Genomic DNA, 14,635 nt, shown 5'->3' with positions numbered 1-14,635 from the left:
TACAATACAAATCATTAAATATAAAAAGGCACAAAGACGCCTTTAATTTCAAATCATCTTTGTGCCATTATCTTTGAATTTATATTACAGCGTTGTATGAATCATTAATTATTTAACAAATCATATTGTACGATGCTGTCAAGTGCTGCTAAAATCGCTTCTTCTTGTGTCGCTATTGGTGTCCAGCCAAGATATTTCCTAGCTTGTTCATTACTAACATTACGATTAATATCAAGTAATAATTTGCCCTCTTTCGCTTGCTTATTCACTTTTGCACCTAACGATAATATAAAATTAGGCACGCGTTTTGTTGATACTTTCTGTGCTAGATTTGGGCGTTCTTTCTTAATAAGCGCTGCGATTTCCGGCATAGTAATCTGACCGTCTGCAGTGGCAATAAAGCGTTTACCGTCTGCTTCATTATGCGTCATTGCACGAATATGCAAATCGGCGACATCTCTCACGTCAACAATATTTAATGCAATATTTGGTATGCGTTTCATTGAACCATTAACTAAATTTTTGACTAAATCAAAACTACCAGAAATATGTGCATCTAAAGATGGGCCCATCATTGCTACTGGATTGATTGTTGCAAATTCTATTTTACGCGTCGCATTTTCAACATAATTCCATGCAGCTTTTTCAGCCAATAATTTAGATTTTTCATAAGCTGATAAGCCCGGTTCATGTTCATCTGTCCAATTACGTTCCGTCGTTATACTTGATTTATCCTTATTACTAAAACCAACCGCACCAAAATTTGATGTCATCACAACACGTTGAACACCTGCATGATCAGCAGCACGTAAAATACGTTGCACGCCTTCGATTGCAGGACGTATTACTTCTGACTCATCGTCAGGAATTTCAAAAAAGACAGGCGAAGCGACACTTAGCACATATTGACAGCCTTGCATCGCATCATCCCAATGTTCATCACTAGATAAATCTGCTTCGACAAATGTGAGTCGTTCTGTTGGAATATCATTGGCTTTCATTGTATTTAAAATATTTGCTTGTTTATTGATAGAACGCACAGTTGTACGTACGTCATAACCTTGTTTCAATAGTTCCGAAATAATACGCATGCCTAAAAAGCCGGTACCACCTGTCACTAATACTTTACTATCCATGCTCATAACCTCCTGGCTACTTTTTTTAAGAGTAAATTTTAACAGCTTATCACATTATAACGTTAATAAAATAACTTAATTCACTGTTTATTTAGCAGCTCATCTTATTAAAATACCCCTTAATCAACATGACCAAGCATCATATCAATTAAGAGGTATCTTTTTTTATTTCATCTATTTATGTTGCTGTTTTTTAGGACCTTTTAATGGCCACCAATTTCCTTTACCTAGCGTGCTTACTACGGCTGGAATAAACAATGGTAAGATGAATAAATTATATATAAGTAGCCCCAAAATGAGTATTGTCGCAATTTGCATCAGTGTGAGCATTCCTGATGTGTACAATGCCGCAATGGTACCAACGATAATAATGCATGCTGTGACAATTACCGTACCCATTTTCTTCATCGCAGTTATTAATGCATTATGAATATCATGTGTGCGTACTTCCTCATTAAAGCGGTTGAGTAAGAAGATTGCATAATCAATACCTAATGAGAATAATATGACTAGGCTAAAGAATGGTGCTACTAAAAGTACGCCTTTTTCACCAAACGAATAATCAAATAGCACATTGGCGATACCCATAGAAACGTAATACGTAATGAGTATTGAGAACATCATATACAACGGCATAATAATAGAACGTTTAAAGACGACAAGTACTAAGAATGTAACTAGAGACATTAATATAATCACTTTCGTCATATCCGTATTAATCGTGTGGTCTAAATCTGCGTTTTGTGAGGTAACACCGCCGTATTCAATCTTGCTATTTTTAAATACAGTACCGTTTTTCTGATTATCTATTGTATTTTTAATGTTATTTAACGTTTTAAAGGCTGACTTAGAATAAGGATTTTGTTTTAATTCTACATTGAGCAAGACAACATTACCGTGGTCTGCACTATATTGGTCAATTGAGCGTTTCATATCTTTATTATTCAGCATATCTTGTGAAATATACATACCTGAACGGTTAACACTATCGTCTTGTGACATACCTTTCAAATAGCTTTGTATTTCTTTTTGACCATCGATGACTTGTTCATTACCTTGTTGTGCTTGTTGTAAGCCTTGGGATAATTGACTTGCTTGCTGTGTAATACTTTGAACACCAGCCTGTGGATTTTGACTTGCTTGTTGCATTTGTTGCTGTACCACTTGACTTTGTGTCAATGGCTGAACCTTTTGTTGCATTGTACCTAAACCATTGTTAACTTGTCCTAATCCTTTATTGGCTTTCGTCAATTGTTGTTGAATTTCATTTAATTGATTTGTGGCAGATAATTGCTTAATTGGGGTGCCTGTTGGACGAGTAATCGTATTAACACCTTTGACATTATCGATTTTATTTATACTTTTCGCTAACGTTTCTAAATCACTTAACCCTTTAGATGTTGTTAATTTATCATTATCTTTGATGGCAATGGTTACCGGGAAAGCTTCTCCTAATTCAAATTTATCTTTGATAATATCTAAGGCTTTAACAGAGCCATAATGATTACTTATTTCATTTGTATTATCGTATGTGATTTTATTTGGTGTGAAGTAAATAAGTGGTAAAAATACAGCTAAAATCACTAAAATGACAACGAATGCGTGTTTACTAGATAAATTTCCAAGTTTACCCCAAAATCGATTTTCTTTGTGCGATGTTGCTTTTTTACTTGGCCAAAATATTTTTTCGCCTAATAACACCATGATAAGTGGCAGTAATGTGTACATAATAATTAATAAACATACTACACCTACGCCGATACCCACTGCAGAGCGGAATAAATCGAATTGTGCAAACAAAATCACTAAGAAGCTGACAAAAATTGTACTTCCACAAATGAGTATCGTTTTACCGCCACTCACAAATGTTTCATAAACCGCTTTCGTCTTATCATCATGCGCGGCCAGCTCTTCTTTGTATCGATTCAATAATAAAATACAATAATCTGTACCAATACCAAACAATAAAGCTACTAAAAATGGCTGAATATATACTGATACTGGGAAATCGCAATATTTTACTAAGAATGCAATAATTGCAGAGCTAAATAAATAAGATAAACCTACAATAAACAATGGAATAAATGGTGTGACAACAGAGCGGAATACTACAAATAGAATGATCAGAATTAAAGCAACTGTTACAATTTCTGTTTTCTGTAGCCCTTTATCTGTCGCTTTATTAATATCATGTGTAACTAGATCATTATTAGTTAAGTACACTTTTCCAGGGTGATCGTCAATTTTATTAATCTTATCAGCCACTTTGACAGAATCACCTGTTGTCATTTCAACTGGAATCATTATTGTTTTTTTATCTTTTGAGACAACTTTTTTGAAGGTATCTTTATTGGTATACGGTGATATAACTTGATTAACGCCATCTATCTTTTTAATTTCTTTAATAAAATGTTCTACTTTGTCATTGCCTTGTTCACTTAATGGTTCTTTCATTTTGATGACTGCAACTATGGAATTAGAATTTGCTCCTACGTCTTTCAACATATGTTCATATTTTTGTGACGATGTACTATCAGGAGGCTTAATTTCACCCTTTTCTTTTGCCAATTGAGACAAATTTGGTGCAAAAATAAGTGACAACACAATTACAATGATTACTAATATTGAAATCGGCCATTTAAATCTCAAAATTGTCTTCATTATCTCTTACTCCCTTTTTATTTTTTAGCAAGGTCATTATCTAACTAAGTGTTAACCATTGCTTTCTGTAGTATTTTCGTTTATCTTTTAATAGACAAATTGTCTATTATGTAAGATACCACAAAACATTTGATATTTCTCATTAAAAATTTCTAGATTTGCACTATAATAGACGTTTTTAAAATTTGTGTTGATTAAATTCCAAATGATAGACGAATAAGGAGGAAAACAACATGGACAAACGACAAAAACGGACGAATAACTATTTAAAAAAAGGCTTAACACAATTATTAAGCACTCAAAACTATTCAGACATTACCATACAACAACTTGCTGAAGCATCACATATCAACCGCAGTACATTTTACTTACATTATCAAAGTAAAGATGACTTTATTGTTTCAATCATTGATGAAACAATTACAGAGTTATTAGATTATGTAAAACGAGATTCATCCTCAGAAGATGCCATTTTCAGTTCAGAATTTAAAGTATCATTTTATAAGTTATTAGAATACATTGAAATGAATTATGAGTTTATTCGTGTTCTGTTTATCAATATGAATAATACAAGATTCCGTTCACTATTAGTTGAAAAGGTACGAGAAAATATTTTCCTACCTTTATTAGAGAAAAATCATGTTTCATTAACGTTTAAAAATGAAATTGCATTAAACTTTATTATTCATGGGCATTTAGGCGTTATTGAACGTTGGATTAATGACAATGTTCAATATAGCTCACATTATATCGCTCAAGTCATGCTTGAAATAGCTAACACTAATCCTTTTGAACTATTAGGCATCGAATCAGAACTAGAAGAGCGCTAAAGAAACAGAGAATAGAACATCCTTTTTAGAAAAACCAAGGAGCGGAACAGCATTCATGATGAATTCGTAGTCCCGCTCCTGCCAAGTTGACTAGGAGTGAAAAAGCTTGGTATCAGCGTATTTGCACTCCAGTCAACTACTGCCAATATAGCATTCAGCGCCTAAAACATAATGTTGTCTCAGACTCTGGTTTCTTTATTGATAATACTTTGTATGATTGGCTTCTTAGGGAGAGAACTTCAGCCACCCAACTTGCGTTGTTCGCGGAAATGCTTGTTGCATTTCTCTTTGTTGGGACCCCACCCCAACTTGCTGTGTTTGTTTATTTTACTTTATATTCTTTTTCTATTTTTGATTATAGTAATTGTAAAGATAAACGCTATAATTAGTCCACCATTTATACATAAACTGATGACTATAGGCTGTATCATCCCGGATACTTTAACCACTTCTACTTTTGGCGGGTGTGTTCCCGGTAAAAATGAACGTTGATACGTTAAATGCACATATTTACCGTGATTGATTTTGAACTGATAACCTTTGTGATCTTTAGGTACAACATCATATAAATCTTTCTTCACATAATACATTTTCCCTTGAATACGGTGCTGACCTTTACTAAGCACTTTGCGATAATCATAATTTTTGAAAGCACGTCGAACCATGATATTAGAAAGTTGTTGACGCACATGTTTTGCTCGTTCATCAGCAAATGGCTGTACTTGAAATAGCACTGAATGAATTCTTAAGTTATTTTGTTTAGCTGTTAACGCTAAGTTATAGCCGTGATTGCTGGTACCTGTTTTTAAACCATCAGCACCCGCTAAACCATCAGCTTGTGCGGGTAATGATAAATTAGTGTTTTTAAGCATATGACCATGTTGTTTATCGGACGTCAGTCTTGTAATCTTCAACACTTTAGGATGTTGCTTTACTAATTGTTGTGTTAATACAGCCATATCTTTCGCAGTCGTTTTAGAGAAATGTTGTTGCTTGTATTTTGACGGTGCAAAGGGCTTTATTAATCTATTATCTGCACCACTAGGATTATTAAAATGCGTATGTCTCATGTGCAATGCTTGCGCCTTACGATTCATACGATGTGTGAAATCAGATGAGTTGCCATCAATATGTTCTGCCAACACCAACATTGCTGCATTACTTGACGCTAATGCACCTTGTTTTAATAATTGCTTAATCGTATATGTTTTACCTTTAATCAATGGAAAGGTTGTTAATCCCGGTATGCGTGACATTTTGGCATATCGTCCTGAAACTTTTACTTCATCAGTTAATTTAATTTTACCTTTATCTATGTCGTCTAATACTAAATAAATAGTCATTAGCTTGGTAATTGATGCTGGATCTACGTTGTCATGCTGATGATAGTCGTAAAGAATTTGTCCTTGTTGCGTAGTTACAATCATACTTTTAGGATTGTAGTGCTGAGCGATATGTTGCTTTTCCGCTTCAGCGATTTGTGTGGGCGTTTTTGCTGCATAGGTAGTTAATGGACTAAACATCATACATAAGCATAATAGAAGTACAAAGCCTTTTATTTGTCTCACCGTTTAAATCCACCTTTTTATCTCTTTTCTTTAAAATATCATGTTATATGCTGTGACACCATTTAAAAAGGATACAACTACCCTTGTTTTTCTAATTACTTTATCTATCTAACCACTCACGCAAGCCATAATCGTATCTATTAATGAAAAAACTGACAAATGCCCTTAAAGACTTCGTCAGTTTTTGAGTATGCGTACTATTCGGCTACTTTTAAATAATATATCGCTAAAATTAAACACGTCGCAATTGCTGTAACAATTACAAAGACATGTCCTACATTGATAAACACGATACTCATCATATATGCCACAATAATAATTATAATTTGATAGACAATTGGTTTTACTATTTTTAAATGTGCGTGAAAATATGATGAATTAAACCATAGTCCTGCTAAAAATAGCACTATACTTACATATAATAAGTTGATTTCAAAGAAACGATACAGCTCGTTACTATTACTATATACAAGTGCTGTATTTAACATACCTAATGCAATATTAATCACCAAATGTGTATACACAAGTAAAAATCCTATCGACTTATGCTGGTGATTGATATAGTTTTCAGTGACTAGCCAATAAATCCCAAATAGACTAACCAAAATTAGAAATTGAAATATATAAATAATGTCAAAATGTTTAATACTAAAGGTAGATGCTAAACCGACAAGCACTTCTCCAAAAATAATTATCGTTAGTAATGAAAAACGTTCAACTAAGTGCATCATATTGACTGGTGATTGATATAAATATTTTCTAAATGGAATTAAGCCTGTGCCAGCTACAAAGACACCTAAAAAGGCACTATAATAGTGAATATGTGTCGGTAAAATAAGTGATAAGCACGACAATGCTGCTACCGTAAATGCGACGATAGCAAAAGCTTTACACGTTTGGTAGTCATTAGGATAACGCGCATATCTTAGCTGCACTAGATATTGCAACCCAATGCTCATATACATGATTGTGACACATAAAAAGAATGGGAAAAATGTCTTTTCAAAACTTGGATATAAACTATTCGATAGAAAAATCAGCACAAACAAATTAAACATCATGAAGCACACATCGGTCTTAGACGTCTTACCAAAACGGTTCGTAAAGAATGTTTGGTGCGACCATAATATCCATAAGATTAAACTCATCATAATATATTTAAAAAACAAATCGGCAGAAATGGTACCGCCATGTGTGTGTAAAATAACATGCGCAATTTTTTGAATCGCATAGACAAAAATCAAGTCAAAAAACAATTCATGAAAGCCTGCGCGTTTCTCTTCTAAATGTCGTTGTATTGGTTGTCTTTCCATATATTAACTCCTTTATTTACTATTCTCATTATAATAGCACAAGTTAAATATCCATGTCTGACAAGCTCAATAAGAAACGATACTAAATTTACAGTGCTGTGATATTAACTATTTACTCATGTTAAAACACTTCCTTCAAACCACGTTTGAAAAACTTTTTAAAGTATCGCTGCCGATGAATACCACGCTTAGCTGTTTGAAATTTAAATGTCGACGTCTCGTTTGCTAAATCATTCGCTAATATTGCTTTTCCCAACAAACTGTTACCAACCATGTCTTTAACAATCTGTGTATGCTTAATGCCTTCTTTCATCCCTACATACCAGTAGACATGTACTGACGCATTAATCGCCTGCTGTTGCTTCATAAAATCTATGAATTCCGGATACCATACTGAAGGGGAAATCAAAATGTATTTCCCAAATTGTTGCGGCATGGTATACAATGCATAAAGTGACACAAGTCCACCATAAGATGCACCAGCAATGCCAATATCCTGATTATTTAATGATACACGATACTGTTCTCTCACATAAGGTAACAATTGTGTCGTTAACCAAGTGAGATACCTAGACGCTTGGCCTTGATTAAGTCTTGTGCCAACTTTTGCCGGCCACGGTGTAAAGTCTTTTGTACGTTCTTTAGAAAGAATGCCGATAAAAATCATATCTTTATTACACCGTTTAAATAACATATCGCCATCATGAACAATGAGTGCAGCATATCTTTTAACCTTCTGCTTACCATAATCCTTTGGTAATTGAATGGTAATTTCAAAGCCATCCATTTGAAAGACCTGTCGACGTTTATTCATGATAACTCCCCTTTAAAATTCTAATAATTAAATTTATTTAAAAGTTAAATATATTTAAAATTATGCTATAATTGATAACGATTATCAATACACATTTTTTAAAATAAAGGGTGATGAAATGAAAAGATTTATCATATTAACGTTATGTACCATATTATTTTTAGCTGCTTGTAACTCAAATGATAATCATGAGCGCGCTAAAGATCATAGCAATACGAAAGCCATGCGAACAGTAACGATGGATGACGGCAATAAAGTTAAAATACCTAAAAATCCTAAGCGCATCGCTGTATTACATCCCACATATGTAGGTGCTTTAGTAAAATTTGGCCATAAACCGATTGCCGTACCAAAATTTGTTGCTAAAAATAAAGTGTTAAACAAGGCCACAAAAGGCATTAAACGTATAGATAATACTAGTGTAGAGCAAGTTGCCAAAGTAAAACCCGATTTAATTATTACGTCAAAAGGCGATAAAAATTATGGGAAATTGAAAAAAATTGCCCCAACCTATGTGTTCGATGCGAATCAATCATCTTATAAAGACACTACTAAAAAATTAGCACAACTTGTTAACGAGCAACATAAAGCAAACCAATGGCTAAAACATTGGGAAAAACAATTAGCAAAAGATAAGAAAGCATTGGCACCTATGATTAAGGGGAAAACTGCTTCCGTCTTACAACAAACACCTAAAGGCATTATGGCTTTCAGCAATCACATGGGACGTGGAACAGAGATTATATATGAGGGCTATGGCTTGAAACAGCCTAAAGCATTAAAACAAGCAACTCAGAAAAAAGTAGCAACACCAATCAATGAAGAACAATTCCCAGAATATATTGGTGATATTGCTGTTATTGCTCAACAAGGTAACAAGTCACCACAGTTTGAACAAACACAATTTTGGAAGAGTCTCAATGCTGTCAAAAAACATCGTGTCATTAAATTTGATGTCAGTGAAACACAATATAATGATCCTATTTCTTTAGAACGTCAACGAGATATTTTCTATAAAGCATTAAAAGCAATGAAATAGCACAACACTTTAGAACATCAATGTGACGGACTAAAGTTATAGCCCCAAAATCCTTTCTTCGGTATAGTTTGCACCATAACATTTGAATATATTAAAACTAAAGGTTCTATTGGTAGCATATGTTGATTTTATACATAAATCACCTTGTTCATTTAGTTTAATGAGGTTCATTAAATGTTACGAAAATCTCTTATTTTTTGTAAGCATTTTAGTATAACTTCATATACAATTACACAGTATTGATTACAAAAGAAGCACAAAGACGATTTTTAATTTCAAATCATCTTTGTGCTATTATTTTGGAATTTAAATCCAATCCTGTTTTTCTATAAATGATGTTCAAACCGCTTTTATTTCAAGCTGTTTATTTAATGTTAAAAAGGCGGTCACCGAAATGGATACTGTTACCAGCTTTTACAGCTATATCTGTAATGTCACCTTTCGTCACAATAATTGGTGTAATTAAACTTTTCGCATTTTCACCAAGATAGTCTAAATCAAAGGTTACTAATTGTTGACCTTGTTCAATTGTTTGCCCCTCTTCGACATGCATTGTGAAACCTTGTCCTTCTAATTGAACTGTATCTAAACCAATGTGAATTAATAACTCTAATCCTTGATCAGATACTAAACCGATGGCATGCTTCGTAGGGAAAATCATTTGAACCTTACCATTGAACGGTGCTCGAACTTCACCACTAACTGGATCAATCGCTATGCCGTCTCCCATCATTTTCTCACTAAAGACCTGATCCGGAACATCAGCTAAATCGACTACTTTTCCTTCTAATGGCGCAACGACACTTTCACTATGTGTCTCCGCTTGTGCTTTTGTTTCTGTTACAACTACCGCTTCGTCAGAGTCATCTTCAGCTGACATAGGATGTTCGACAACTTCACCATTCATGATTTGTTGCATTTCATGTTTGATTTGATCTGATTTAGGACCAAAAATAGCTTGCATATTATTACCAACTTCTAACACACCTGAAGCCCCTAAATCTTTTAATCCTGCAACATCCACTTTCGCTTTGTCATTCACTTCAACACGTAATCGGGTAATACATGCATCTAAATGTTTAATATTCGTCTTACCACCCATTGCTTCTAATACTGCATATGGCAACTCGCTTGCTGCTGTTTGTTTAGCTGAAGCCATTTTGTCTTCGCGACCTGGTGTCTTAAAGTTTAACTTCTTAATGAGGAATCTAAATATAACATAATAGATAACTGCATAGACTAAACCAACTGGTATGACTAGCCACCAAGCTGTTTTATTAGGTAATACCCCTAAGAGTACGTAATCAATAAAGCCACCTGAGAATGTATAACCTAAGTGCAAATGAAGTAAATATAGAATTAAGAATGATAGTCCATCTAACAGTGCATGGATAACAAAGAGCAACGGTGCCACAAATAAGAATGAGAATTCTAGTGGTTCTGTGATACCTGTTAAAAATGATGTTAAAGCTGCTGAACCCATCAAACCTGCAACAACCTTTTTATTTTCAGGTTTTGCTGTATGATAAATCGCTAGCGCCGCTGCCGGCAAACCAAACATCATTACTGGGAATTCACCTTGCATAAATTTACCAGCAGTCAGATGTGCACCTTCACGAATTTGATCAATAAAGATTAGTTGATCTCCTCGTACTATATGCCCTGCCGCATTTTTCCAAGAACCAAATTCAAACCAAAATGGCGCATGGAAAATGTGATGTAGGCCAAATGGTATTAACAATCGCTTAATAAAGCCAAATAAGAATACGGCCAAACCTGTATTAGAGTCCAATAATCCTTCACTAAATGCATTCAATCCAGATTGAATCATTGGCCATACATATGCCATTGGAAACGCTAAAACAAATGACGTCGTTGCCATCATAATTGGCACGAAACGTTTACCCGCAAAGAAACCTAAGTACGATGGTAACGAAATATTGTAAAATTTGTTATAACACCACGCGGCTAAGCCACCTATAATAATCCCACCAAAGACACCTGTTTGCAACGTAGGAATACCTAATACACTGGCATAACCACTGGCAGCATCTTTTACTTCATTTGGGGTAACATTTAAGATAGCACCCATCGTTTTATTCATGACGATGTACCCAACAAATGCCGCAATCGCAGCTACACCATCACCACCGGCTAAACCGATAGCTACACCTAAAGCAAAAATCATTGGCAAGTTATCAAAGATAATCCCACCTGCCCCTGTCATCATAAGGGCAATATTTTGAATCACACCATTTTTAATAAATGGTAGATAATGCTGTAATGATTCACCCTGCATCGCAGTACCAAGTGCGAGTAACAACCCAGCAGCTGGTAAAATAGCAACTGGTAACATTAATGCTTTACCTATACGTTGCAATTGACCGAATAATTTCTTTCTCACCTTTCTAACCTCCAAGCAAGAACCCAATTAAAATAGTATTCATTATCGATTAACAACAATCTATTCAGACTGAACATGATGTATGGCCTAGCTAGATATATAAAGCACTAATGGTCCTAAAACATAAACATCACACTATCATCTGCACTAATTTGACTACTTTTGATTGAATTCGAATGAATTGTTCCCAGATATTTTAGCACGTTAAAGTAAGCGTTAACAATATAAATTTTAAATTTAATTTAAATGTTGTTGGTTTGACATAATTCAATGTAGTCATTGTTTCAAATAAATCAGTAATATTTCATTTTTAATGCTTGTTTCTATTGATATTTTGTTTATATATTAAATTTGCATAAAACAAATGTTATGCCATAATAGCTTTAAATTAATATAGGTCGGAGGGGTTGTTTGATGAGTGAGTTTATTGCAGCCATTATCGGTGGTTTGTTCACGTTAGCTGGGACATTCATAGCATTAATATTCCAATTTAGAAAAGATGAGCGAGATAAAAGAGAAGATTATCATAATGATTTAGTCAGTTCATTAGATGTTATTGCGTATAAAGCCGCAAAAGTACGCAATAATTATTTAGATTTCAATTATTCCAATTTCAACAAAGACAATACAACAGAGATTTACCAAGAGATTCACACAGATTTCAAAGGTTTAGATAAACAATTACAAAGTTTAATCTTATTGATGAGTCATCACAGTGACAATTCTAATAAAGTGCTAAGACGTTTATTAACCAGCTATGAACCAGTTGAAAATCAGTTTAATAACTTTAAAATTTCTTACAAAATCTATACTCAAAAATATGAGAGTCCTGATTTTAATAAAAACAATATTACTTTTTCAAAACGTAAGCTAGACATTAGTATTGAAGATTTCATCGCACATATTAAAAATTTTGCAAGCGAGAAATATCAACATGATTTATACGAACCTACTTTAAATAACTTAGTCGACCCAAATGATGCGATTAATAACGATAAATACTATCAGAAATAATATCATTATAAAGAGAGCGGGACTACGAATTCATAATGAATTTTGTCCCGCTCCGTTCTTCTACTTATTAAGAACCTGCTACAATCACTTATGTCATATTTTATAAATGGTGTATGTGTATGAAAACATTGTTATGTTGCTATTTCTCAATATTCTTAGCTTTAATAGATGCATCTTCATCTGTTAATGCCTGTTTTAAAGCTTGTAGCGCCGCCGCTTTGGATTGTTTACTAATAGGTGCATCTGGCGCGATAGATTCAAATTCATGATAACAGCCTGGATATAAATGAAACTCAACGGGTACACCCGCTTGAGCCAACGCTTGTACATAATTGATGGTTTCATCTCGATATGGATCCAACGTTCCTACAGAAGTATATGTCGCTGGAAGTTGGCTGAAGTCTGTTTCACGTATTGGGGCTGCATATTTAGGTACATCACCTTTAATATTTTTCAGATACATCGACCAAGCAAATTGATTTAATTCCGAAGACCATACTTTAGAATCTAAAACTTCCTGACTTGAAGGTGTGGCGCACGTATCATCTATCATTGGAAATAACGGCATTTGAAATTTAATGTTAGGCCCTTTTCTATCTCTGGCTAATAGTGTTAAAGCTGCCGTTAGTCCTCCCCCAGTACTGCCACCAACTACAGCTAATCTATCAATATCGATATTTAATGTTTCACGTTCGCTAACAATCCATTGTAATGCGAGATAACAATCTTCTAGTGCTGCAGGATAGGGGTGTTCAGGTGCTAAACGATAATCTACAGAAACGACCACACACGGTACATGTTTAACATAACTTGCACATGTAGCATCGTTACCTTCTACCGTTCCAAAGAACGTACCTCCCCCATGAATATATAGCACGACAGGCAAAGGCTGTTGTTGTGCTTTAGGCGCATACACTTTCACTCTTATAGAGACGTCACTATCTGCATATGTAATATGATGTTCTGTAAACTGTAATGATTCATCCTTATAGGGGCGAATTAACTTTTGATTAATACCTCTGATGAGTGGTAATCGCGCTTCAGTAAAAATCATTGGCGACAAGCGCTTAAATGCCGGTAATAAATCTTTATGAATATGTTTCTCCATAAGTACATCCTCCTATAAGATGATCCATAATCTTGCTTAAGACGATTTGATTGTCAGTTGGTATTTCGTGTTGCAAGATACTGTCACGTGTTTGTTGTAGTACATTCCCTTCAATATATTTGTAGTCAGCTGCAACAAGATCTTGTAATGTCTGAGACGTTGTTTCTAAATGAAATTGCAAACCAATCACACAATCTTTATAAATAAATGCCTGGTTTTCACAATAAGGTGAACAATAAAGTCGTTCTGCCCCAGGAGGTAATGAAAATGTTTCTCCATGCCAGTGTAAAACGTCTAAGGTTTCAGGCAAGAAGTTATAACGAGATGTTGTTTTTTTAATATTTGAAAATCCTACTTCCTTACCTGCTGAATTGGTATAAATTGTTGCGCCGAGCACTTGCGCAATGAGTTGTGCACCTAAGCAAATCCCTAACATTGGTTTCTGTTGCTTAAGCATAGCAATAATAAGCGCTCTTTCTTCTGCTAACCAAGGAATATCGTCATTCACACTCATTGGCCCTCCTAAAATAATAAGCACATCAACTTGCTGAGCATCGGGTATACGGACTGGCGTTTCATATAATTTAATAATATGCGCATCTAAATAAGCTAAACTCCCAGGGGTCTCAAATGGGACATGTTGTAATATATAAACCTTCATTGGCGTTCCTTCTTATCATTTGAGTATATAATCGCATCATTGCGAATGCGACTCATTTCATATTCAAGTATACCATTTTTATTATAT

11 protein-coding genes are annotated in these 14,635 nt (G+C 34.4%); 3 read left to right on the top strand and 8 right to left on the bottom strand.

The window, feature by feature from the left end; genetic code table 11:
- Positions 1-104: 104 nt before the first annotated feature.
- Both AL499_RS07495 and AL499_RS07490 read right to left on the bottom strand, forming a co-directional pair.
- Positions 105-1,136: an SDR family oxidoreductase gene (locus AL499_RS07495; RefSeq protein ID WP_002460821.1), complete on the bottom strand. Its 1,032-nt coding sequence runs from the start codon at positions 1,134-1,136 to the stop codon at positions 105-107.
- A 174-nt stretch (positions 1,137-1,310) separates the two neighbouring features.
- Entirely contained in the window at positions 1,311-3,797 is a 2,487-nt protein-coding gene (locus AL499_RS07490) for an MMPL family transporter (protein ID WP_002491971.1), read from the bottom strand.
- 233 nt (positions 3,798-4,030) lie between these two features.
- Between AL499_RS07490 and AL499_RS07485 the strand changes: the two genes are divergently transcribed.
- A complete protein-coding gene (locus AL499_RS07485; RefSeq protein ID WP_002460823.1) occupies positions 4,031-4,627 on the top strand; it encodes a TetR/AcrR family transcriptional regulator in 597 nt (198 codons plus the stop codon).
- Between the two features lie 332 nt (positions 4,628-4,959).
- On the opposite strand, the gene pbp4 is transcribed toward AL499_RS07485, so the two are convergent.
- From pbp4 to AL499_RS07470, 3 genes are all read right to left on the bottom strand, one after another.
- Complete coding sequence (pbp4, locus tag AL499_RS07480; protein WP_002491964.1) at positions 4,960-6,195, bottom strand: penicillin-binding protein PBP4; 1,236 nt, start codon at positions 6,193-6,195, stop codon at positions 4,960-4,962.
- A gap of 197 nt (positions 6,196-6,392) precedes the next feature.
- Positions 6,393-7,508, bottom strand: a complete 1,116-nt coding sequence (locus AL499_RS07475; RefSeq protein ID WP_002491983.1) for a low temperature requirement protein A — start codon at positions 7,506-7,508, stop codon at positions 6,393-6,395.
- Positions 7,509-7,629: 121 nt separating this feature from the next.
- The gene (locus AL499_RS07470; protein WP_002479088.1) at positions 7,630-8,322 is read right to left on the bottom strand and encodes an alpha/beta hydrolase; all 693 of its coding nucleotides are present in this window, start codon (positions 8,320-8,322) and stop codon (positions 7,630-7,632) included.
- 118 nt (positions 8,323-8,440) lie between these two features.
- Between AL499_RS07470 and AL499_RS07465 the strand changes: the two genes are divergently transcribed.
- Positions 8,441-9,361, top strand: coding sequence for an ABC transporter substrate-binding protein (locus tag AL499_RS07465; protein ID WP_002460827.1), 921 nt, complete (start codon positions 8,441-8,443; stop codon positions 9,359-9,361).
- Positions 9,362-9,725: 364 nt separating this feature from the next.
- Here AL499_RS07465 and ptsG read toward each other — a convergent pair whose 3' ends face one another.
- Positions 9,726-11,717 carry a glucose-specific PTS transporter subunit IIBC gene (gene ptsG, locus AL499_RS07460; protein ID WP_238925189.1) on the bottom strand — a complete coding sequence of 664 codons (1,992 nt, stop codon included), beginning with the start codon at positions 11,715-11,717 and terminating at the stop codon, positions 9,726-9,728.
- 462 nt (positions 11,718-12,179) lie between these two features.
- Between ptsG and AL499_RS07455 the strand changes: the two genes are divergently transcribed.
- Positions 12,180-12,779 (top strand): hypothetical protein, encoded by a 600-nt coding sequence (locus tag AL499_RS07455; protein ID WP_002460829.1) that lies wholly within the window; start codon positions 12,180-12,182, stop codon positions 12,777-12,779.
- Between the two features lie 139 nt (positions 12,780-12,918).
- Here AL499_RS07455 and AL499_RS07450 read toward each other — a convergent pair whose 3' ends face one another.
- Positions 12,919-13,887: an alpha/beta hydrolase gene (locus tag AL499_RS07450; RefSeq protein ID WP_002479090.1), complete on the bottom strand. Its 969-nt coding sequence runs from the start codon at positions 13,885-13,887 to the stop codon at positions 12,919-12,921.
- Complete coding sequence (locus tag AL499_RS07445; protein WP_002491970.1) at positions 13,868-14,548, bottom strand: type 1 glutamine amidotransferase; 681 nt, start codon at positions 14,546-14,548, stop codon at positions 13,868-13,870. Before AL499_RS07445 ends, AL499_RS07450 begins: the two co-directional genes overlap by 20 nt.
- Positions 14,549-14,635 lie beyond the last annotated feature (87 nt).

The sequence above is a fragment of the Staphylococcus lugdunensis genome, assembly GCF_001558775.1.
Classification (GTDB): Bacteria; Bacillota; Bacilli; order Staphylococcales; family Staphylococcaceae; genus Staphylococcus; species Staphylococcus lugdunensis.
The sequence above is the reverse complement of the archived record's forward strand: the minus strand, read 5'-3'. Positions and strand labels throughout refer to the sequence as shown.

Excerpts from the sequence above, each read along its gene's own strand:
- AL499_RS07495 (WP_002460821.1), bottom strand. The coding sequence starts at position 1,136 with ATGGATAGTAAAGTATTAGTGACAGGTGGTACCGGCTTTTTAGGCATG.
- AL499_RS07490 (WP_002491971.1), bottom strand. The coding sequence starts at position 3,797 with ATGAAGACAATTTTGAGATTTAAATGGCCGATTTCAATATTAGTAATC.
- AL499_RS07485 (WP_002460823.1), top strand. The coding sequence starts at position 4,031 with ATGGACAAACGACAAAAACGGACGAATAACTATTTAAAAAAAGGCTTA.
- AL499_RS07475 (WP_002491983.1), bottom strand. The coding sequence starts at position 7,508 with ATGGAAAGACAACCAATACAACGACATTTAGAAGAGAAACGCGCAGGC.
- AL499_RS07470 (WP_002479088.1), bottom strand. The coding sequence starts at position 8,322 with ATGAATAAACGTCGACAGGTCTTTCAAATGGATGGCTTTGAAATTACC.
- AL499_RS07465 (WP_002460827.1), top strand. The coding sequence starts at position 8,441 with ATGAAAAGATTTATCATATTAACGTTATGTACCATATTATTTTTAGCT.
- ptsG (WP_238925189.1), bottom strand. The coding sequence starts at position 11,717 with ATGTTACCAGTTGCTATTTTACCAGCTGCTGGGTTGTTACTCGCACTT.
- AL499_RS07455 (WP_002460829.1), top strand. The coding sequence starts at position 12,180 with ATGAGTGAGTTTATTGCAGCCATTATCGGTGGTTTGTTCACGTTAGCT.
- AL499_RS07450 (WP_002479090.1), bottom strand. The coding sequence starts at position 13,887 with ATGGAGAAACATATTCATAAAGATTTATTACCGGCATTTAAGCGCTTG.
- AL499_RS07445 (WP_002491970.1), bottom strand. The coding sequence starts at position 14,548 with ATGAAGGTTTATATATTACAACATGTCCCATTTGAGACCCCTGGGAGT.